Origin of the sequence: uncultured Tepidimonas sp. (genome assembly GCF_938045175.1) — a bacterium.
In the GTDB taxonomy this organism is placed as follows: domain Bacteria; phylum Pseudomonadota; class Gammaproteobacteria; order Burkholderiales; family Burkholderiaceae_C; genus Tepidimonas.
In genome coordinates this window covers 1-20,653 of sequence record NZ_CALIND010000020.1, presented here as the reverse complement: position 1 = coordinate 20,653, position 20,653 = coordinate 1, and the positions used below count along the sequence as shown (strand labels likewise).

The 20,653-nt window shown below is 67.7% G+C and carries 21 protein-coding genes; 13 read left to right on the top strand and 8 right to left on the bottom strand.

Features of this window, described 5'->3' with window-relative positions; all coding sequences use genetic code 11:
• Positions 1-205: 205 nt before the first annotated feature.
• Entirely contained in the window at positions 206-799 is a 594-nt protein-coding gene (locus Q0716_RS01060; protein WP_299018740.1) for a Uma2 family endonuclease, read from the bottom strand.
• A 153-nt stretch (positions 800-952) separates the two neighbouring features.
• On the opposite strand from Q0716_RS01060, the gene gshA reads away from it, so the two are divergent.
• The 4 genes from gshA to pyrF all read left to right on the top strand — a co-directional run bounded on the left by gshA (position 953) and on the right by pyrF (position 4,498).
• Positions 953-2,248, top strand: coding sequence for a glutamate--cysteine ligase (gene gshA, locus Q0716_RS01055; protein ID WP_299018738.1), 1,296 nt, complete (start codon positions 953-955; stop codon positions 2,246-2,248).
• A complete protein-coding gene (gene gshB, locus Q0716_RS01050) occupies positions 2,241-3,230 on the top strand; it encodes a glutathione synthase (RefSeq protein ID WP_299018736.1) in 990 nt (329 codons plus the stop codon). Before gshA ends, gshB begins: the two co-directional genes overlap by 8 nt.
• Positions 3,227-3,574 (top strand): VanZ family protein, encoded by a 348-nt coding sequence (locus tag Q0716_RS01045; RefSeq protein ID WP_299018734.1) that lies wholly within the window; start codon positions 3,227-3,229, stop codon positions 3,572-3,574. Before gshB ends, Q0716_RS01045 begins: the two co-directional genes overlap by 4 nt.
• A 90-nt stretch (positions 3,575-3,664) precedes the next feature.
• Entirely contained in the window at positions 3,665-4,498 is an 834-nt protein-coding gene (gene pyrF, locus Q0716_RS01040) for an orotidine-5'-phosphate decarboxylase (protein WP_299018733.1), read from the top strand.
• A gap of 34 nt (positions 4,499-4,532) precedes the next feature.
• Here the strand turns inward: pyrF and Q0716_RS01035 are convergent, their stop codons facing one another.
• Genes Q0716_RS01035 through sucC form a run of 4 tightly spaced genes read right to left on the bottom strand, consistent with a single transcriptional unit; the run spans position 4,533 to position 8,046 of the window.
• Positions 4,533-5,156, bottom strand: coding sequence for an FHA domain-containing protein (locus Q0716_RS01035; RefSeq protein WP_299018730.1), 624 nt, complete (start codon positions 5,154-5,156; stop codon positions 4,533-4,535).
• A 3-nt stretch (positions 5,157-5,159) separates the two neighbouring features.
• Positions 5,160-5,906, bottom strand: coding sequence for a Stp1/IreP family PP2C-type Ser/Thr phosphatase (locus tag Q0716_RS01030; protein ID WP_299018728.1), 747 nt, complete (start codon positions 5,904-5,906; stop codon positions 5,160-5,162).
• Positions 5,907-5,955: 49 nt separating this feature from the next.
• Positions 5,956-6,849 (bottom strand): succinate--CoA ligase subunit alpha, encoded by an 894-nt coding sequence (sucD, locus tag Q0716_RS01025; RefSeq protein ID WP_299018726.1) that lies wholly within the window; start codon positions 6,847-6,849, stop codon positions 5,956-5,958.
• 30 nt (positions 6,850-6,879) lie between these two features.
• Positions 6,880-8,046, bottom strand: coding sequence for an ADP-forming succinate--CoA ligase subunit beta (sucC, locus tag Q0716_RS01020; protein ID WP_299018724.1), 1,167 nt, complete (start codon positions 8,044-8,046; stop codon positions 6,880-6,882).
• A 251-nt stretch (positions 8,047-8,297) separates the two neighbouring features.
• Between sucC and argC the strand changes: the two genes are divergently transcribed.
• Complete coding sequence (gene argC / locus Q0716_RS01015) at positions 8,298-9,218, top strand: N-acetyl-gamma-glutamyl-phosphate reductase (protein ID WP_299018722.1); 921 nt, start codon at positions 8,298-8,300, stop codon at positions 9,216-9,218.
• 6 nt (positions 9,219-9,224) lie between these two features.
• Here the strand turns inward: argC and Q0716_RS01010 are convergent, their stop codons facing one another.
• The 3 genes from Q0716_RS01010 to Q0716_RS01000 form a co-directional block, all read right to left on the bottom strand.
• Positions 9,225-9,437 (bottom strand): putative motility protein, encoded by a 213-nt coding sequence (locus Q0716_RS01010; protein ID WP_299018720.1) that lies wholly within the window; start codon positions 9,435-9,437, stop codon positions 9,225-9,227.
• A gap of 71 nt (positions 9,438-9,508) precedes the next feature.
• Complete coding sequence (locus Q0716_RS01005; protein WP_299018718.1) at positions 9,509-10,465, bottom strand: MBL fold metallo-hydrolase; 957 nt, start codon at positions 10,463-10,465, stop codon at positions 9,509-9,511.
• A gap of 14 nt (positions 10,466-10,479) precedes the next feature.
• The gene (locus Q0716_RS01000) at positions 10,480-12,174 is read right to left on the bottom strand and encodes an AMP-binding protein (protein WP_299018716.1); all 1,695 of its coding nucleotides are present in this window, start codon (positions 12,172-12,174) and stop codon (positions 10,480-10,482) included.
• Between the two features lie 310 nt (positions 12,175-12,484).
• Here Q0716_RS01000 and Q0716_RS00995 point away from each other — a divergent pair, with 310 nt between their 5' ends.
• The 8 genes from Q0716_RS00995 to Q0716_RS00960 all read left to right on the top strand — a co-directional run.
• The gene (locus tag Q0716_RS00995) at positions 12,485-13,075 is read left to right on the top strand and encodes a GNAT family N-acetyltransferase (protein ID WP_299018744.1); all 591 of its coding nucleotides are present in this window, start codon (positions 12,485-12,487) and stop codon (positions 13,073-13,075) included.
• Positions 13,076-13,208: 133 nt separating this feature from the next.
• The gene (locus tag Q0716_RS00990; RefSeq protein WP_299018742.1) at positions 13,209-14,048 is read left to right on the top strand and encodes a transporter associated domain-containing protein; all 840 of its coding nucleotides are present in this window, start codon (positions 13,209-13,211) and stop codon (positions 14,046-14,048) included.
• Positions 14,045-15,703, top strand: a complete 1,659-nt coding sequence (gene lnt, locus Q0716_RS00985) for an apolipoprotein N-acyltransferase (RefSeq protein ID WP_299018714.1) — start codon at positions 14,045-14,047, stop codon at positions 15,701-15,703. Before Q0716_RS00990 ends, lnt begins: the two co-directional genes overlap by 4 nt.
• Positions 15,704-15,715: 12 nt before the next feature.
• Positions 15,716-16,642 (top strand): glycine--tRNA ligase subunit alpha, encoded by a 927-nt coding sequence (glyQ, locus tag Q0716_RS00980; protein WP_299018712.1) that lies wholly within the window; start codon positions 15,716-15,718, stop codon positions 16,640-16,642.
• Positions 16,639-18,765, top strand: a complete 2,127-nt coding sequence (gene glyS / locus Q0716_RS00975) for a glycine--tRNA ligase subunit beta (RefSeq protein WP_299018710.1) — start codon at positions 16,639-16,641, stop codon at positions 18,763-18,765. The genes glyQ and glyS overlap by 4 nt, the downstream gene beginning before the upstream one ends.
• A 15-nt stretch (positions 18,766-18,780) precedes the next feature.
• Positions 18,781-19,374, top strand: coding sequence for a D-glycero-beta-D-manno-heptose 1,7-bisphosphate 7-phosphatase (gene gmhB, locus Q0716_RS00970; RefSeq protein WP_299018708.1), 594 nt, complete (start codon positions 18,781-18,783; stop codon positions 19,372-19,374).
• The gene (locus Q0716_RS00965; RefSeq protein ID WP_299018706.1) at positions 19,371-20,132 is read left to right on the top strand and encodes a lysophospholipid acyltransferase family protein; all 762 of its coding nucleotides are present in this window, start codon (positions 19,371-19,373) and stop codon (positions 20,130-20,132) included. The genes gmhB and Q0716_RS00965 overlap by 4 nt, the downstream gene beginning before the upstream one ends.
• Positions 20,133-20,136: 4 nt before the next feature.
• Positions 20,137-20,653: YgjP-like metallopeptidase domain-containing protein (locus Q0716_RS00960; RefSeq protein ID WP_299018704.1), on the top strand; the 517-nt coding region annotated here is incomplete at its 3' end.

Here is a 20,653-nt window from a genome sequence, read left to right as displayed (position 1 = left end):
TCTTAAAAACCCCCTCCAGACCGGTACATGATCGGGTGGCACCTTGGCAGGTACTGCAAGCGCCCGTGGCTTCGCGCAGGCCCGTGCTTGGTCCATTGAGGGCCCCCAGGGCGGTCGGCTTCCATATGGTTAGCCGGGGTGGTTCAGCGCTTCCCTAACGCTTGGGCAGCCGCCAACCCGTGCCCGCACCCTGTGTGGGCTTGCTTCATCCGCCCGAGGCGGGTGAGGCGTCACCGGTGTCCAGCCGGACGTCCTCGTAGATCGCCTCGATCGGCAAGCTCAAACCGACGCTGGCGAGTTCCACGAGCTCACCGGGCCCATAGGGATACAGCACCCAATGTCCCCCTGTATCGCGGCGAAAGACATCCACCGCGATGCGCTCGCCATCGATCAACGCATATTCTTGAAGGCTCGGCAGGCGGCGGTAGTGGGCAAATTTGCCGCCGCGATCGAACGCCGCTGTCGCCTTGGAGAGCACCTCGATGATCAACACCGGCTCACGCTTGAAGTTTGGCCGTGCGGCATCCGCCGCCGAGCAGGTGACGAACACATCTGGGTAGAAGAAGGCATCCGCCGCTTCGACGTGCAACTTCATGTCGGCGATGTAAGTGCGGCATGGACCGCCGCGCAGGTGCGCACGCAAGGCGGCAAAAACATTGCCGCTGACCGTCACGTGCGCATCCGACGCGCCGGCCATTGCGAACACCTCGCCGGCGATGTATTCGTGCTTCTCGGTCTGTGCCGCCTCCCAGGCAAGAAAATCCTCGGCGCTGAAAATGGGTTTTTCCACGGCGGTCATGACTCGACTCCCACGGCCTCGTTCGCACCCATTCTAGCGGCAAGGCCCGCCTGGGTTGTGGGGGCCGCGCGCGACTTCCTACAATCGGTGCATTCTCCCGCTGACGCCGTCCCGGCAAGCGGCAACTTTTCTCATTCCGTCAGAGGGCCTACCATGGTTCCCCATCTCGTCACCGCGCTGACCGGCCCCATCAACGAGCTGGAGCAGCGCATCCTCGAATCCACTCCGGTCATCGAGCGCTGGTTCCGCCTCGAGTGGATGGAGCACACGCCGCCCTTCTATACCTCGGTGGATATCCGCAACGCCGGCTTCAAGCTCGCGCCGGTGGACACCAACCTGTTTCCGGGCGGGTGGAACAACCTCACGCCCGAGATGGTGCCGCTGGCGGTGCAGGCCGCCATGGCGGCGATCGAGAAGATTTGCCCCGAGGCGAAAAACCTGCTGCTCATCCCCGAGAACCACACGCGCAACCTGTTCTATCTGATGAATGTGGCGCAGTTGCAGCGCATCTTCTACTCGGCCGGGCTCGATGTGCGGCTGGGCTCTCTCAACCCCGAGATCAAGGCCCCCGTGACCATCGATCTGCCCAATGGCGAGCAGGTCACGCTCGAGCCCTTGATCCGCGATGGGCGCCGCCTCGGACTCAAGCACTTCGATCCCTGCACCATCCTACTCAACAACGACCTGTCCGCAGGCGTGCCTGGCATCCTGGAGGACCTGCACGAGCAGTACCTGCTGCCCCCGCTGCACGCCGGCTGGCATGTGCGGCGCAAGAGCCATCACTTCCGGGCCTACGAGGAGGTGGCCAAGCGCTTTGGCAAACTGCTGGGCATGGATCCGTGGCTGATCAACCCCCTGTTTGCCCACTGCGGTCAGGTCAATTTCGCCGAGGGAACGGGCTTGGAGTGCCTGCTGGGCAACGTCGATGCGCTGTTGGCCAAGATCCGCCGCAAGTACAAGGAGTACGGTATTCAGGAGCGCCCGTTCGTTGTCATCAAAGCGGACAACGGTACCTACGGCATGGGCGTGATGATGGTGCGCGACGCGGCCGAGCTATCCAGTCTGAACCGCCGGACCAAGAACAAGATGAATGTCATCAAGGACGGTCAGCAGGTCAGCGACGTCATCATCCAGGAAGGCGTCATGACGCACGAGCGCATCAACGACGCTGTGGCCGAGCCCGTCGTCTACATGATGGACCGCTATGTGGTGGGGGGCTTTTATCGCGTACATGCCGAGCGCGGCGTGGACGAAAACCTCAATGCCCCCGGGGCGAGCTTCGTGCCGCTGGCGTTCGAGAAGAGTGCATTGCAGCCACAGCCCGGCAGACCGCCGGGGGCGAGCGTGCCCAACCGCTTCTACATGTACGGCGTCGTCGCCCGGCTGGCCATGCTGGCCGCCGCCTACGAGCTCGAAGCCACCGACCCCGAGGCCGAGCAGTATGACTGAGGCGCCAGCGAAGCCTTCCCTGCGGCGGGTGTTGGTGGTGGCCGACCCGCTGCACACCTTCGTTACCTACAAAGACAGCACGTACGCGATGATGCGCGAGTTGGCGCGCCGCGGTGTGGCGCTGGCCGCGTGCGAGCCGGCGCACCTGCACTGGCGCAGCGGCGAACCCGTCACCGCCTGGGTGCGTGAAGTGACGCTGACCGACGATCCGCACGCTTGGTTTGCGGTACGGCGCCAAGGGCGCGAGCCGCTGCACGCGTTCGACGCCGTGCTGATGCGCAAGGACCCCCCGTTCGATGCGGAGTACTTCTACGCCACCCACCTGCTGCAGCAGGCCGAGCGCGAGGGCGCGCGCGTCTTCAACCGGCCCGCCGCGCTGCGCGACCACCCGGAAAAGCTGGCCGTCATGGAGTTTGCCCCGTGGGCGCCGTCCACGCTGGTGACGCGCAGTGCCGAGGCCATCCGCGCTTTCCATGCCGAGCATCGCGACATCATCCTCAAGCCCCTCGATGGCATGGGAGGGCGTGGCATCTTTCGTGTCGGGCCGGATGGCATGAACCTGGGGGCGGTGGTCGAGACGCTGACGGCACACGGCCACACCACCATCATGGTGCAGCGCTACCTGCCGCAGATCGCGCACGGGGACAAGCGCATCTTGCTCATCGGTGGCGAGCCCGTGCCCTACTGCTTGGCGCGCATCCCGCAAGCCGGCGAGGTGCGCGGCAACCTGGCCGCCGGTGGCCGCGGTGAGGCGCGGCCGCTGAGCGACGCCGACTGGGCCATTGCCCGCGCCGTCGGCCCCACGCTGGCCGCGCGCGGTCTGCTGCTGGTGGGGCTGGACGTGATCGGGGAGTGGATCACGGAAATCAATGTCACCAGCCCGACGTGCTTTCAGGAAATCACCCAGCAGACGGGTTACGACGTCGCCGGACGCTTCGTCGATGCGCTGCAGGACGCGGTGGGCGCTGCGGCGCGGGCATGAGTCGCCACCAGTTGGCTCGCTGGGCATTCTGGGCATTGGCGACGGCGATCACGGTGCTGTCGCTGACGCCCGTGGAGCACTTGCCGCCGCAGGTGTTCGATTGGTGGGATAAAGCGCAGCACGCGCTGGGCTTTGCGCTATTGACCATCACCGCGCGGCTGGCGTACCCGGCTGCACCTGGAAACTCGCTGTGGGTTGGCCTGTTGCTGCAGGGGGCGGCCATCGAGCTGGCCCAAGCCGCCAGTGGCTGGCGCCACGGTGATGTCGCTGACTGGATCGCGGACGCCGTCGGCGTCGGAATCGGGTGGATCTTGCTGGCTGCCGCGCAGCGCCGCGCTCAGTGAACCGATAAGCGCGATGACTACGGCGTCGAGCCCCGCTCGGGCCGCAGAGCCCGCGCCAGCGGGCGTCGCAGCGCCTTCTACAATGCCGCCATGAACTTCACCGAGATGCTGCTGCGCGCCGAACGGGCGCATCGATCGCGCTTGTGCGTCGGGTTGGACCCGGACCCGACTCGGTTGCCTGGGCGCTGGGCGGGGCGCGTCGAGCATTTGTACGATTTTTGCGCGGCCATCGTCGATGCCACCGCCGATTTGGTGTGCGCCTACAAGCCGCAGATCGCCTACTTCGCCGCGCACGGGGCCGAGGATCAGCTCGAGCGTCTGATGGCCCACATCCGCGTCGTGGCGCCCGACGTGCCCATCATCCTGGACGCCAAACGGGGCGACATCGGCAGCACCGCCCAGCAGTACGCCAAGGAGGCCTTCGAGCGTTACGGGGCCGATGCCGTCACGCTGTCGCCGTTCATGGGGTTCGATTCGGTCGAGCCCTACTTGCAATACCCGGGCAAAGGCGTGTTTCTGCTGTGCCGCACCAGCAATCCCGGTGGCGACGATTTGCAGGCGCGCCGCTTGGCCGACGTGCCTGGGCAGCCGCTGTTGTATGAGCACATCGCGGCGCTGGCGCAGGGGCCGTGGAACCGCCACGGTCAGATGGGGTTGGTGGTGGGCGCCACCTACCCGCAAGAGATCGAGCGCGTGCGCGCCATCGCCCCCACGGTGCCGCTGCTCATCCCCGGCGTCGGCGCCCAGGGGGGCGACGCCGCCACCACCGTGCGCGCAGGCTGGCGCGGTGACGCTGCAGGCCACACCACCGGGCCAGTGATCGTCAATTCGTCGCGCGCTATCCTGTACGCCAGCACAGGCGACGACTTTGCCACGGCGGCGCGAGCCGAGGCCGAGCGCACGCGGGCGGCGCTGTGGGTGTGAGCGACGGAGAGTAGCGGCACTGTTTCCTCGACCCTCACCCCCGCACGAAGCGAACGCGCGTCCCTGCCAGTGCGATGACGTCGCCGTCGTTCAAGCGGGCGCCCTCGGGTCGCAGGGGCTGGTCGTTGAGGGTGACGGACTGGGCGCCAACGGTCTGGCGCAGCGTGTAGGTGGTGCCTTCGCGCACGATGCTGGCCACGGCCACGCCGGGCTTGCCGATGGTGGTGACGGGTTTGATCAGCACCAGCGTGCGTCCTTGCGCCGGGCCTTCGAGTACCTCCAGCCGGGCGGGTGTCGCCGTCACGGGGGGCGCGGATATGGTGGTCGGGGGGGAGGGAGCCGCGGGGGTGGCGGGCGGTGCGTCACCCTCGCCGGAAATCACCCGCAATTGGTAGCGGGCGATTTCCACGACGTCATCCGGCCCGACGTCGGCGGACACCACGGCGCGCCCATTGACGTAGGTGCCGTTCGTGCTGTTGAGGTCCAGCACCTGCACGCGGCCGTCGGGTTCCAGCACGAAGACGGCATGTTCGCCGCTGACGCCGAGGTGTTCGATCACGAGGTCGTTGTACGGGCGACGCCCAACTGTGGTGCGGATCTGGGTCAGCGGCACGCGTTGCAGTTCGCGCCCGTCCAGACTGATGGTGAGCATGGGCATGGTCTACGCTCCGGACTCGGCTCGAGGGGGGCAGTGGATCAGGGCGACGGTGATGTTGTCACGGCCGCCCGCGGCATTGGCGGCGGCGACCAACGCCCGGGCGGCGGCGTCCGAGGCGCCCGTGTGGCGCAGGATGCGGGCGATCTCGGCATCCGTCAACATGTCGGTCAGGCCGTCGGAGCACAGCAGGTAAGTGTCGCCCGCTTGCACCGCATGCTCGGCCAGGTCGATGTCCACCCACGGCGCCACGCCGATGGCGCGTGTGACCAGGTTGCGGTAGCCGGTCAGGCGCGCGCCGCTGGCCGGCAGTAGCCCGGCGTCCACGTGGTCCTGTACCAGGGTGTGGTCGCGTGTCAGTTGCGCGAGCAGCCCCTGTCGCAGCCGGTACAGGCGCGAGTCGCCGACATGCGCGACGATCAATTGGCCGTCGCGCCAGCCCGCCACCACGACCGTGGTGGCCATGCCGCGCAGCGCGGGGTGGGTGTGTGCTTCTTCGTAGACGCGCCGGTTGGCCTGGCGGATGGCCTGCAGCAGCGCGCGGTGTGGATCGTCGTGCCACAGTGCGGCGTGCTCGCGCAGCGACTGCACGACCGTCTCGCAGCACAGGCGACTGGCCACCTCGCCGGCGTTGTAGCCGCCCATGCCGTCGGCCAGCACGCCCACCCCCAGTGTGGTGTCGATGAGGACGGTATCTTCGTTGTTGGGGCGCAGGCGCCCCACGTCGGTGGCAGCGGCGAATTGGATGGACATGGGGCAGGGCGAGGTGGCACGCCCAGCCAGTGTAGCGCCGCCCGTGCGGTCAGAGCAGGCTCTTGAGCAGCTTGCCCATCTCAGACGGGTTGCGCGTGACCTTGAAGCCGCACTCTTCCATGATGGCGAGCTTGGCCTCGGCCGTGTCGGCCCCGCCCGAGATGAGTGCGCCCGCATGGCCCATGCGCTTGCCCGGCGGCGCGGTGACGCCAGCGATGAAGCCGACGACGGGTTTTTTCATGTGGTCCTTGCACCAGCGCGCGGCCTCGGCCTCGTCCGGCCCCCCGATTTCGCCGATCATGATCACGGCGTCGGTGTCGGGGTCGTCATTGAACATCTTCATGACGTCGATGTGCTTGAGACCGTTGATCGGGTCGCCACCGATGCCGACCGCCGAGCTCTGGCCCAGACCCAGCTCGGTCAGTTGCGCCACCGCTTCGTAGGTGAGCGTGCCCGAGCGCGAGACCACACCGACGCGCCCCTTGCGATGGATGTGGCCCGGCATGATGCCGATCTTGATCTCGTCGGGCGTGATCAGGCCCGGGCAGTTCGGGCCCAGCAGCAGGGTTTCCTTGCCGCCTTCGGCGACCTTGCGCTTCATCTTGTTGCGCACCATCAGCATGTCACGCACGGGGATGCCCTCGGTGATGCAGATCACCAGGTCCAAGTCGACCTCGACGGCTTCCCAGATGGCATCGGCTGCCCCCGCCGGCGGCACATAGATGACGCTGACCGTGGCGCCCGTGGCCTCCTTGGCCTCGCGCACGCTGGCATAGATGGGGATGTCGAAGATCTTCTCACCGGCCTTCTTCGGGTTGACGCCGGCCACGAAGCAGTTTTTGCCGTTGGCGTATTCCCGGCACTTTTCGGTGTGGAACTGGCCCGTCTTGCCGGTGATGCCCTGAGTGATGACCTTGGTGTCTTTGTTGATCAGGATGGACATGGTGTGCTTTCCTCTCGGCCACGGACGGCGTTAGCGACCGGCGACGGCGGCCACCACCTTCTGGGCAGCCTCGGCCATGGTGTCGGCGCTGATGATGGGCAGGCCAGAGTCGGCCAACATCTGTTTGCCCAGGTCTTCGTTGGTGCCTTTCATACGCACCACCAGCGGCACGTTCAAATTGACCGCGCGGCAGGCGGTGATGACGCCGGTGGCGATCACGTCGCAGCGCATGATGCCGCCGAAAATGTTGACCAAGATGGCCTTGACGTTCGGGTTTTTGAGCATGATCTTGAACGCCTCGGTCACCTTCTCGGCCGTGGCGCCGCCGCCGACGTCGAGGAAGTTGGCCGGCTCACCACCGAAGAGTTTGATGGTGTCCATGGTGGCCATGGCCAGACCCGCCCCGTTGACCAGGCAGCCGATGTTGCCATCCAGGCTGATGTAGGCGAGGTCGTATTTGCTCGCTTCGATTTCGGCCGGGTCTTCTTCGTCCAAATCGCGCAGGGCCACGATCTCGGGGTGGCGGAACAGCGCGTTGCTGTCGAAATTGAACTTGGCGTCCAGCGCGATCAGGTGGCCCTTGGAGTCGCGGTTGAGCGGGTTGATCTCGAGCAGAGAGGCGTCGGTCTCCATGTAACAGCGGTACAGATTCTGAAACAGTGTGACTGCTTCATCGACGGTGTGGCCGCTCATCCCGATGCCCTCGGCCAGCTCGCGCGCCTGGGCCTCGGTCAAGCCCACCAGCGGGTCAACGAAGATCTTGACGATCTTCTCTGGCGTGTGGGCGGCGACTTCCTCGATGTCCATGCCGCCTTCGCTGGAGGCGATGAAGGCCACTTTTTGCGTGGCGCGGTCGGTCACGACCGAGACGTAGAACTCTTTGCCGATGTCGGCACCTTCTTCGATGTACAGGCGCCGCACCTTCTGGCCCTGTGGGCCGGTCTGGTGGGTGACCAGTTGCATGCCCAGCATGCGGCCCGCGAGTTCACGTACCTCGTCGATGCTGCGCGCCAACTTGACGCCGCCGCCCTTGCCGCGGCCACCGGCGTGGATCTGCGCCTTGACGACCCAGACCGGGCCGCCGAGCTTTTGCGCGGCTTCCACCGCTTCTTGCACCGTGAAGGCCGGGATGCCGCGCGGCACCGGCACGCCGAACTGACGCAAGATTTCCTTGCCTTGGTACTCGTGGATCTTCATGTGGTTCCTGTCTGAAGTGGCGTCTGACGGGAGGTCCGCCGGGCGGCAGCTCGGGTGCGACGATTGCGTCGCCGAACGGCCGCCTGCACGAGTGCGCGGCGCCGCCCAAACGCAGCGCCGCAGCTGGCGGGCCAGCGCGGGACAGCGCGAACTGTATCATGCGGCCACTGCCGCTAGCTTGATCCAAGCTGACACCAAGTCATCCGTTTGCGGTGCAGCGTCAATCGGTAAAAACCCCTAAGGGTATTCTCATGAAGACGGTATTCATCGACGGCGAAGCCGGCACCACCGGGCTCCAAATCCGCCAGCGCCTGCAAGGCATGGCGGGGCTGACCCTTCTGTCCATCGACCCGGCGCGCCGCAAAGACCCGGCTGCCAAGCGTGAACTGCTCGCGCAGGCCGACCTGACCATCTTGTGCCTGCACGACGATGCCGCGCGGGAATCGGTGGCCATGATCGACGCGCTGCGCGCCGAGACCGGGCACGCGCCGCGCATCATCGATGCGTCCACCGCGCACCGCGTGGCGCCGGGTTGGGTGTACGGTTTCGCCGAGCTCGCACCGGGGCAGGCGCAGGCCATCCGCAGCGCCGAACGGGTGGCCAACCCAGGCTGCTACGCCACCGGGGCCATCGCCCTCATTCGGCCGCTCGTCGACGCCGGTCTCGTTCCGCCGGATCATCCGTTGTGCCTACCCAGCGTCAGCGGCTACACCGGCGGTGGGCGCGCAATGATCGAGGCGTATGAATCCGGCCAGGCGCCCGCGTTCGAGCTCTATGCACTGGGGCTCAACCACAAGCACCTGCCCGAGATCATGGCCTATACCGGCCTGCAACGGCGCCCGCTGTTCGTGCCGTCGGTGGGGAATTTTCCGCAGGGGATGCTGGTGCAGTTGCCGCTGCACCTGGACACCTTGCCGGGCCGGGTGCGCGCGCAGGACCTGCACGAGGCGCTCGCTGCGCACTATGCGGGCAGCGCTTGGGTGTCGGTGGAGCCGCCGACGGCCGATGGCAAGCTCGATGCGGTGGCGTTGGCGGGCAGCGACCGGCTGGAGCTGCGCGTCTACGGCAACGAAGATCATCGCCACGCGCTGCTGGTGGCGCGTCTGGACAACCTAGGAAAGGGCGCCAGTGGTGCCGCCGTGCAAAACCTGCGGCTGATGCTGGGGGTGTGACGGCGTTCAGGCCAGAACGTTGAGCCGTGTGCCCAAGGGCCCTTCAGTGGCCAAGGGCAGCTCGGCGCGCGGTGGCTGCGGGACGGCTTGGAGCATGGCCTGCGCCTGTTGCTGCTGCAGCTGCAGGGCCTTGCGCAGCGCCAAAATCTGCGCGGCATCCCCGGCCTCCACCCCTTGCGTGGCGACCTGGCCGATGAGTGTTGTCGAGCCGATGTTCATATCGATTTTTTAGCCCAAAACCGCCGTGAATTCCACACCGTTCGTCGGTCATTGGGGCGGGGTATTCGGCGTCAGCCAGCGTCGATGAGGTCATCTCCTTGTCGTCTCGCCGCACGGCTGGCGCACAGGGCGTCGATGAGGTCATCCAGCCATGCTTCGAACGGCTGGTCGGCGTGGTGCTGGGCGTAGATATGCCGCAGATAAGGCACCTCGCGCGCCCAGGCATGGATGCCCGCGATCGGCTGGCGCTGCCACTCGAGCAGTTTGAATTTGAGCAGTACTTTGAGCGCGTGTTGGCGGTGTTTGGCGGGGTGCGCCTGCCAATGGGCCAGACGCTGCCGCGCCGTGGCCAGCGCCGCGGCGACGGGTGCCGACGGGCGCGCGCCGTCATCGTGGGCGGGATCACCGAACGGGCTGCCGTGGCCGGGGATGACGACGCGCGGTGCCAAGCGCTCGATGTGGTCGAGCGTGGCGGCCACGGCGTCGAAGCCAGGCTCGCCGTCCAACTCGGGGAATACCACGCCAAAGCCGTGTTGCCACAGCGCGTCCCCGCTGATGAGGGTGCGCGTGGCGGGCTCGAACAGCATCACGGCATCCGGGTCGTGGCCGGGGGCGGCGTGGATCTCCCACGTCAGCGCGCCGAACACAAACGCCGAGCCGGGGGGCAACAAGCCGTCGAACGCAAAGCGCGGGCAGCGCTGCCCGGTGGCCCGGTAGCTCAGCCGCGCCTCGTCCCACGCGCGCACCGCATCGGCCGACCCGGGCGGGATGAGGGTACGCACGCCTGGGTGTTGCGTCTGGATGGCAGCGTTGCCGCCGCAGTGGTCGCTGTGCAGGTGGGTGTTGAGCAGCCAGCACAAGCGGCGCCCGTGCAGTACCCGCTGCAGCAGCGCCAGCGTCTGATCGACGTGGGTGGCGTAGCCCGAATCGATCAAGGCCGCCTCGGACGGCGTGAGCAGCAAGACATTGTTGGACGACAGCCAACCCCGCTCCCAGACGTGCACGCCAGCTGGCAGCAGGGCAGGCATGGGCGCGCTCCGACCTATGCCTTGCCGCGCAGCTCGCGCCGCAGGATTTTGCCGACGTTGCTCTTGGGCAGCTCGTCGCGGAACTCGATGTACTTGGGGCGTTTGTAGCCCGTGAGGTTGTCGTGGCAAAAGCGCATGACCTGTTCCTCGGTTAGCGTGGGGTCGCTGCGCACCACGTAGAGTTTGACCGCCTCCCCGGAATGCGGGTCGGGCACGCCGACGGCGGCGCATTCCAGCACGCCCGGGCAGGTGGACACGACGTTGTCGATCTCGGTCGGGTACACGTTGAAGCCCGAGACGATGATCATGTCCTTCTTGCGGTCCACGATGCGGATGTAGCCGCGTTCGTCCATGATGCCGATGTCGCCCGTGCGCATGTAGCCGTCTTCGGTGAAGACCTTGGCCGTCTCATCGGGTTTGTTGTAGTAGCCAACCATGACGTTGGGGCCACGGATGCAGATCTCGCCCGTGCTGCCCGGCGGCAGGTCGCGTCCGTCGTCGTCCTTGATGGCGATCTCGACGCTGGGCAGCGGCAAGCCAATCGTGCCCGTGAAATGGGTGTTGGTCACCGGGTTGTTGGTGCCAATCGCGCAGGTCTCGCTCATGCCCCAGCCTTCGATCATGGCGCAGCCGGTGACCTTTTGCCACTGGCGTGCCGTGCCCTCCGACGCGGCCATGCCGCCGGCTTGCGACAGCACCAGCGACGAAAAATCCAGCTGCCGAAAGCGTGCGTTGGCCAGCAGCCCGTTGAAGAGCGTGTTGACCGCCGGCAGCACGTGAAACGGTCGACTCTTGAGCACCTCGACGAACTTGGGGATGTCGCGCGGGTTGGGGATGAGGGTGGCGTGCGCGCCTTGCCGCATCACCAGCAGCATCAGCGTGAGCGCGAAGATGTGGTACAGCGGCAGCGCCATGATGTGGTTGGTGCGCCGCGGATCTCCCACTTTGTTGAGCGCTGGGGTAAACCAGGCCTCGGCCTGCAGGATGGCGGCAATGACGTTGCCGTGGGTGAGGACCGCGCCCTTGGACAGGCCGGTGGTGCCGCCGGTGTACTGCAGGAAGGCGATATCCTGGCGGCCAATGGTCGCGGGCTTGAGGGTCTGGGTCGAGCCTACCTCCAGCGCCCGACGAAACGGGACGATGGTGCGCGGCCCCGCGGGGCCTTGCAGTGGAAGCTTGAAGGCCGGCACCAGCTTGGCCACGTGCCGCACCAGAAACGTCATCCAGCGGCCATACCAAGGCCCCAGCAGGTCGCCAAAGCTGGCCACGACGACGTGGCGCACGGGGCTGTGGTCGATCACCTCCTCCAGCGTATGGGCAAAGTTTTCTAGGATGACGATGGCCTCGGCGCCCGAGTCCTTGAGCTGGTGCTCCAGCTCGCGTGCCGTGTAGAGGGGATTGACATTGACACAGGTGTAGCCCGCGCGTAACACGCCTGCCATGGTGACCAGAAACTGTGGCAGGTTGGGCAGCATGATGGCCACGCGCGCGCCCGGTGCCAGGCCGAGCGATTGCAGATACGCACCCAGGGCGGCGCTGTACCGGTCGAGCTGGCCGTAGGTCATCCAGCGATCCATGCAGACCGAAACGGGGTCCTGCGGGTGGCGCCGGAACGCCTGCTCCAGCAGCGCGGCCAGCGACTCGTACTGTGTGGGGTCGATGTCGGCGGGCACGCCGGGCGGGTAGCTCGATAGCCAGATTCGTTCCATAGCGGTCCATTGATCAGGGGGCTGACCATTGTGGCCGCCACGCAGCGTAGGGCGCCTCAGGGGTTGCCCTGACAAGCTGTCGCGCAAGGCACAGCCTGGGCCGGTTGAGACATGCCGAAAGTGTGGAATATTAGGGAAAACCCTGAAAAATCCGGCGCATCGGCGTATAGTCGAGGCCATCATGCCGACAACCGCCACGTCACCATCGCCGCTGAGCGCACCCGATCGCGGGCCGCGCGTGCCGGTGCGTGATCTGCCGCTGGCCACCGAGCCGCGGGCGCCGCGGGCGCACGCGCGCGCGCCGATCCGCATGCTCGACGCCTCGCACCGCGAGGCGATTCTGCGCCACCTGTTGGCCCTGGGCGAGCGCGACCGTTACCTGAGGTTCGGCTACGCGGCGCAGGATGACCAAATCCGCCGCTACGTGGATGGGTTGCGCTTCGGTTTGGACGAGGTCTTCGGTATTTTCAATTGGCGTCTGGAGCTGATTGCCATGGCGCACCTGGCCTACATGGTCACGCCGGGGCGCGGCAGCGACAGTGCCGAGTTCGGTGTGAGCGTGAGCGCGCATGCGCGCGGACGCGGCTACGGTCGGCTGCTGTTCGACCGCGCGGTGATGCACGCGCGCAACCATGGCGTGCAGTATTTGTACATTCACGCGTTGAGCGAGAACATCCCTATGCTGCGCATCGCTCGCGGGGCGGGAGCGACCGTCGTACAGCACGCAGGCGAGAGTGAATGCCACCTGGAGCTGCCTCCCGCCGATTTTGCGTCGCATGTCAGCGAGCTGATCGACGAAGAGGTGGCGCGCACCAACTACCTTGCCAAGGCGTTGCGCCGCTGGGGGGCTCGCGTGCTGCGCTGGCTGAACCCACGCAGCTGGAGCCGCCCGGGCCGCTGAGGGCCGGATGGCGGGGCACGCCAGGCGGGGTCTGCCAGGCGACGCTGTCCCATGCGATGGCCCTATTGTATGCTAGGGTCTGTCGCAACCACTGACCACCCCCGTGGCCGATCCCTCCTATTCTCCGCAGCCGATGCCGGGTACGCGGCACGAAGACAAACGCACCTTCTTGCAGCGCCTCGTGGAGTTTCTGCACCCCGGGCCCGACTCCAAGGACGAGCTCATCGAGGCGCTGGCCGACGCCGAAGACAACGACGTCATCGATGCCCAGTCGCGCGCGATGCTGGAAGGCGTGATCCGCATCGCCGACATGACCGCTGGGGACGTGATGGTGGCCGCCCCGCGCATGGACGTGCTCGACATCGACGCGCCGTACGCCGAGCTGCTCAACACCGTCATCGACACCGGTCACTCCCGCTTTCCGGTCTATGAGGGCGAGCGCGACAACATCATCGGCATCCTCATGGCCAAGGACCTGCTCAAGCTGCAGCGCGCGCCCGAGCTCAACGTGCGCACCCTGTTGCGTCCGGTGGTGTTCGTGCCCGAGAGCAAGGCGCTCAACGACCTGCTGCGAGAGTTTCGGGGCAACCGCAACCACCTGGCCGTCGTCATCGACGAGTTTGGCCGGGTCGCGGGTCTCATCACGATCGAAGACGTGCTGGAAGAAATCGTCGGCGAGATCGAGGACGAGTTCGACGTCCAAGAGGACGAGGGCGACATCTTTGCCCTGGCCGATGGCACGTGGCGCGTCAGCGGCGACACGCCGATCGAGCGCGTCAACGAGTGGTTCCAAGTGGCGCTCCCCGAGGACGAATTCGACACCATTGGCGGCTATGTCGCGCACGAAATGGGGCGGGTGCCGCGCCGCGGCGAGTCTGTCGAGCTCGCGGGGTTGGTGTTTCAGGTGCAGCATGCCCGGGCGGGTGCGGTGCGTTGGTTCAAGGTGACGCGCCCCACCCCCGAGGCGCCATGACGGCCGACCTGCGCGCGGGAAGGGCGCGGGAGAAAGGGGCCGCATGGGCGGTCTGGCTGCTACTGCTGCTGGCCGGGGCGTGGCATGCAGCCGCGCTGGCGTGGCCGTTTGCGGTCGCGCTTGAGCCCTGGCTGCGCCCGGGCGAGCCGGTGGCCGGTCTGCACGGCCTCAGCCTGGCCGTGTTGGTGGCGGCGCTGGTGCGTGCGCCATCGGCCGGGGCCGCTGCTGCGCGTGCTGGCGTGTACGCCACGGCATGGCTGGTGGCGACGTTTTGGTGGCTGTTCATTTCCCTGCACACGGTCGGCGGGGTGGCCGCGCCCTTGTCCGCCTTCGCGGTGGGGGCGTTAGCGGCCTTTCTGGCGCTGTACTATGCGCTCGCCGCCGCTCTGTGGTGGCACTGGCTGCGCCGCCTGGGTCGCGGGGCAGCGGTGTGGGTCTTCGCAGCCTGCTGGACGTTGGCCGAGGTGGCTCGCGGTGTGTTGTGGACCGGGTTTCCGTGGGGTGCGGGCGGGTACGCCCAGATCGACGCCCTGGGTTGGCTGGCGCCCTGGGTCGGGGTGTACGGGGTGGGGGCGGTGGCGGCGCTGCTGGCGGCGGCGGTCGTGCTGGCGCCCGGGGTGTGGCGCTGGGCGGCGCTGGGCGTGGCGCTGGGGCTGTGGCTGGTGCCGGCTGCGGGGCCGTGGCTGGCGGCGCGCTTGCCCGAGCACACGCAGTCGGCCGGCACACTGCCGGTGCGCCTGCTGCAGGGCGCGATCGCGCAGGACGTGAAGTTCGACGCCGAGGCCGGCATCCCGCTGGCGCTGCGCTGGTACGGGCAGCAGATCGTGCAGGCCAGTGCCGACCCGGCGCTGGCGGGCGGCCTGGTGGTGGCGCCGGAGACGGCCATTCCGCTGTTGCCGCAGGACATCGACCCCGATTACTGGCGCGCCCTGGGGGCTGCGGTGCGCACCGGCCACGCCGCCGTGTTGTTGGGCGTGCCGCTGGGTGGCTTTGCCGACGGCTACGCGAACTCGGTGGTGGGCTGGGTGCCGGGTGGTCCGGCACCCGAGCCGGGTGTCGATCCGTTCACCCACCACAGCCGCTACCGCTACGATAAACACCACTTGGTGCCCTTTGGCGAATTCGTGCCGCCTGGGTTTCGCTGGTTTACCGAGCTGATGTTCAACCCGGGCGGGTACTTCGAGCGCGGCCCGTTGGTACAGCCGCCGTTCGTGTGGGCGGGGCAGCGCATCGCGCCCAATATCTGCTACGAAGACCTGTTCGGTGAAGAGCTGGCGGCGGATTTTCGCGACCCGGTGCAGGCCCCCACGGTGCTGGTCAATGTCAGCAACATCGCGTGGTTTGGGGATACGGTGGCGATCGACCAGCACCGCCACATCTCGCGCATGCGCGCGCTGGAGCTGGGGCGGCCCATGGTGCGCGCCACCAACACCGGCTCGACCGCGGTGATCGACCACCGCGGCCGGGTGCAGGCGGAGCTGCCGCGCTGGCAGCGCGGGGTGCTCGACGCGACCGTGGAGGGACGCCGTGGCCTGACCCCGTACGCCGCGTGGGCCAGCCGCTGGGGCCACGCGCCGCTGGTGGCGGGGTGCCTGCTGGTGCTGGTGTGGGCGGCGTGGGCCGCGAGCCCGCGCCGCCGCAGCCGCGCGCCGTAGAATGTGGCGCTTATGCTGACCTTCCAACAGATCATTCTCAAGCTCCAGTCGTACTGGGACGCGCAGGGCTGCGCCCTGTTGCAGCCCTACGACATGGAGGTGGGCGCTGGCACCAGCCATACCGCGACCTTTTTGCGCGCGCTGGGCCCCGAGCCGTGGAAAGCCGCCTACGTGCAGCCTAGCCGCCGCCCCAAGGACGGCCGCTACGGTGATAACCCCAACCGCTTGCAGCACTACTACCAGTACCAGGTGGTGCTCAAGCCTGCACCCAGCAACATCCTCGATCTTTATCTGGGGAGCTTGCAGGCGCTGGGATTCGACCTGAAGAAGAACGACATCCGCTTCGTCGAGGACGACTGGGAAAACCCCACGCTGGGCGCCTGGGGTCTGGGCTGGGAGGTCTGGCTCAACGGCATGGAGGTCACGCAGTTCACCTACTTCCAGCAGGTGGGGGGAATCGACTGCCGTCCCATCACCGGCGAAATCACCTACGGGCTGGAGCGCCTGGCCATGTATCTGCAGGGCGTGGAAAACGTCTACGACCTGACCTATGCGCCAGGGCTGACCTATGGCGACGTGTTCCACCAAAACGAGGTGGAGCAGTCGGCCTACAACTTCGAACACGCCGACACCGACTTTTTGTTCACCGCCTTTGCCGCCCATGAGCGGCAGGCCCAATACCTGATGCAGCAGCAACTCGCCCTGCCGGCCTACGAGCAAGTGCTCAAGGCGGCCCACACCTTCAACCTGCTGGACGCGCGCGGTGCCATCAGCGTGACCGAGCGCGCCGGCTACATTGGCCGCATTCGCCACCTGGCGCGCAGCGTGGCGCAGAGCTACCTGGACAGCCGGGCGCGGCTGGGCTTTCCGATGGCGCCGCGCCCGTGGGCCGAGGAAGTGTTGGCGCGCTGGCGCGCCCCGCAGGAGGCCGCCGCATGAGTGCCGCCGTCGCTGCCCTGCTGGTGGAATTGTTCGTCGAGGAGCTGCCGCCCAAGGCGCTGCGCGCGCTGGGGGACGCCTTCGCGCACGGCGTGGCCGAGGGGCTGCGTCGCGAGGGGCTGCTGGAAGACGGCGCCACTGTCACCCCCTATGCCACGCCGCGGCGGCTGGCGGTGCACATCGCCGTGGTGCGCGCACAGGCGCCCGATCGCGCCGTGCAGCTCAAGCTCATGCCCGTCTCCGTGGGGCTGGACGCCAATGGCCAGCCGACGGCCGCGCTGCGCAAAAAATTGGCCGCCCTCGGCGCGGAGGCCAGCGACGACGCGGCGCTGCTGGCGCGCCTGCGCCGAGCCCAAGACGGCAAGGCCGAGGTGCTCTATTGGGACAGCGTGGTCACCGGCGCCACCCTGGCGGCGGGCTTGCAGGCGGCGCTGGAGGACGCCCTGCGCCGCTTGCCCATTCCCAAGGTCATGACCTACCAGTTGGCCGACGGCTGGCAAAGCGTGCACTTCGTGCGTCCGGCCCATGCGCTGGTGGCGCTGCACGGCGACGCGGTGGTACCCGTGCAAGTGCTGGGCTTGCAGGCGGGGCGCCAGACCCACGGGCACCGCTTCGAAGCGCGTATCGACCCCATCGACATTCCGCACGCCGACGCCTATGCCGACGTGCTACGGCGCGATGGCGCCGTGGTGGCCAGCTTTGGCGAGCGCCGCGCCGAGATCGAGCGCCAATTGCAGGCGGCGGCCGCGCGCGTTGGCGGCGGCTGCCAGCCGGTGGCCGACGACGCGCTGCTCGACGAGGTGACCGCGCTGGTCGAGCGCCCCAACGTGGTGCTGTGCCAGTTCGACGAGGCCTTCCTGGAGGTACCGCCCGAGTGCCTGATTCTGACGATGAAGGCCAACCAAAAGTATTTTCCGCTGCTCGACGCGCAGGGACGGCTGACGCACCGCTTCCTGGTGGTGAGCAACATCACGCCCGACGATGCAAGCGCCGTCATCACCGGTAACGAGCGCGTGGTGCGCCCGCGGCTGGCGGATGCGAAGTTTTTCTTTGACCAGGACCGCAAGCGCCCGCTGGCGGCGCGGGTGCCGGGCCTGGCCAAGGTGGTGTACCACCAACAGCTGGGCACCCAGGGCGAGCGCGTGCAGCGCCTACAGGTGCTGGCGCAAGCGATCGCCGCGCAGTGGGGCGACGACGCCCTCGCGCAGCGCGCCGGCCAAGCCGCGCAGCTGGCCAAGGCCGACTTGCTGACCGACATGGTGGGTGAATTCCCCGAGCTGCAAGGCATCATGGGGCGCTACTACGCCTTGCACGATGGCCTGGACTCCGCCGTGGCCGAGGCCATCGAAGACCACTACAAACCCCGCTTCGCGGGCGACGAGCTGCCGCGCAACCCCGTCGGGCTGTGCGTGGCGCTGGCCGACAAGCTCGAGACGCTGGTGGGGCTGTTCGGCATCGGAGCCTTGCCCAGTGGCGACAAAGACCCCTATGCCTTGCGCCGCCACGCGCTGGGGGTGGTGCGCATGCTCATCGAGCGCGAACTGCCGCTGGCGCTGCCCGCGTTGATCGATCTGGCGGTGCCCATCTTTGGTGATCGTATTCGCGATCCGCGGGCGGCGCTGCTCGACTTTATCTATGACCGCCTGGCCGTCAACCTGCGGGAGCAGGGCTACTCGGCGCAGGAGGTGGACGCGGTGCTGGCGCTGCGGCCGCCGTTGCTGCACGAAGTACCCCGGCGCCTGGCGGCGGTGCGCGCCTTTGCTGCCTTGCCCGAGGCGGCGGCGCTGGCTGCAGCCAACAAGCGCGTGACCAATATCCTGCGCAAGGTGCAGGGGCCGGTGCCCCCGGTGGTCGACCCCGCCCGCCTGCAAGAGCCCGCCGAGCAGGCGCTGCATCAGGCACTGCTCGCGGTGCAGCCGCTGGCCGACGCGGCCTACGAGGCGGGGGACTACACCGCCAGCCTGCAGCGGCTGGCGGCGCTCAAGGCGCCGGTGGACGCGTTTTTCGAGAGCGTGATGGTCAACGCCGACGACCCTGACCTGCGCGCCAACCGCCTGGGGTTGCTCGCGCGGCTGCACCAGGCCATGAATCGCGTGGCCGACCTGTCGCGACTCGCTGCTTGATCGCGCCGTCTCCCCATGCCTGCCCGCGACCTCAAACTCGTCGTCATCGACCGCGATGGCACCCTGAACCGAGACCCCGAGGACTACCTTCACGGCCCCGACGACTGGGAGCCGCTGCCCGGGGCGCTGGAGGCCGTGGCGCGCCTGAACGAAGCGGGCTGGCGGGTGGTCATCGCGTCCAACCAGTCGGGTCTGGGGCGGGGACTGTTCGACGTGGCCACGCTCAACGCGGTGCACGCGCGCATGCACAAGGCGCTGGCGCAGGCGGGCGCGCGCGTGGACGCGGTGTTTTTCTGCCCCCATGCCCCTGAGGAGGCGTGCGAGTGTCGCAAACCGTTGCCGGGTCTGTTTTTGCAAATCGCGCAACGCTATGGGGTGCCGCCGACGCAGTTGGTCGCGGTTGGTGATTCGGTGCGTGATGCCTGCGCGGGTGTGGCGGCGGGATGCGACACGCACCTCGTGCTCACCGGTCAGTCGGCTGCGCACCGCGATGGCACCCGCCCGCCCGGGTTGCCCGAGGGGGTCACCGTCCACGACGATTTACTGGCGTTTGCCGATGCGTTGATCGCGCGCGAGACTTCGGTGCGTCCGTCTGGAGGCCGTGCATGAACGCGCTGCGCTCGTGGCTGCACTTGCTGTTCATGGGGGTGACGGTGGTGCCGTGGGCGACGGCCGCGGTGCTCATGGCGCCGCTGGTGTCGTCGGATCGGCTGTATTGGTTTTGCATCCGCTGGGTGCGCCTGCAGATCTGGGCGGCGCGCTGGATGCTGGGCATCCGCAACGAAGTCATCGGCTGGGAGAACCTGCCCGTCGGCCAGCATGCGCCGGCCATCCTGTTGCCCAAGCATCAATCCACCTGGGAGACGTTTTGCCTGCCGGCGATGATGCCCCATCCGCTGGCGTTCGTCTTCAAACGCGAGTTGCTCTACATCCCTTTCTTTGGCTGGGCGCTGGGTCGGCTGGACATGATCCACATCGACCGCGCCAAGCGTGCCCAGGCGTTTCAGCGCGTGGTGGAGCAAGGGCGGCGGCTGCTGGCGCGCGGGATTTGGGTCATCATGTTTCCCGAAGGCACGCGCGTGGCGCGCGGGGCGCGCGGGCAGTACAAGACGGGGGGCGCGCGGCTGGCGGTGCAGACCGGTGTGCCGGTCATCCCGATCGCGGTGACGTCGGGCCGCTGCTGGCCGGCGCGCGCCATCGTCAAGCGCCCAGGCACGGTGGTGTTTTCGATCGGCCGGCCGATGGCGAGCGTCGGGCGCGATCCGGACGACCTCATGCGCGAGGTGGAGGCGTGGATCGAGGCCGAGATGCGTCGGCTCGACCCCGACGCCTATCGTGAGGAGCCGCGTGCCACCGCCGCCGCTTGAGCCGATGGCAGTGCCGGTACCGAAGGCGGCGGACCGTCCCACCGCCGAGGGCACGCACTGGCGGCATCCGCAGGCCAACCGAATGATCGAGTTGCAGGGCGTGACGGTCGCGTACGAATGTCGGCGCAGCGCGCGGCGCACCATTGGGCTGTACGTCGGCCCCCAGGGCTTGAGCGTGCGCGCCCCGCGCTGGGCCGATTGGTCGCAGGTGGAGGGTTTTCTGCGCCACAAGGCGGACTGGGTGTTGGCCCAGCTACAGCGGCAAGCGGCTGCTCCGCGGCCCGTGTGGCCCGAGCCGTCACCGGCGCTGCGCGAGCAGGCTCGGCGACTGTTTCAGCAACGCGTGGCGCTTTTCGCGCCGCGGCTCGGCGTGCAACCCACCACCTTGCGCGTGTCGTCGGCGCGCACACGCTGGGGCAGCGCCAGCACGCGCGGTACCGTGTCGCTGAACTGGCGGTTGGTGTGTCTGCCGCTGGGGCTGGTGGATTATGTCGTCGTGCACGAGCTGGCGCACCTGCGCG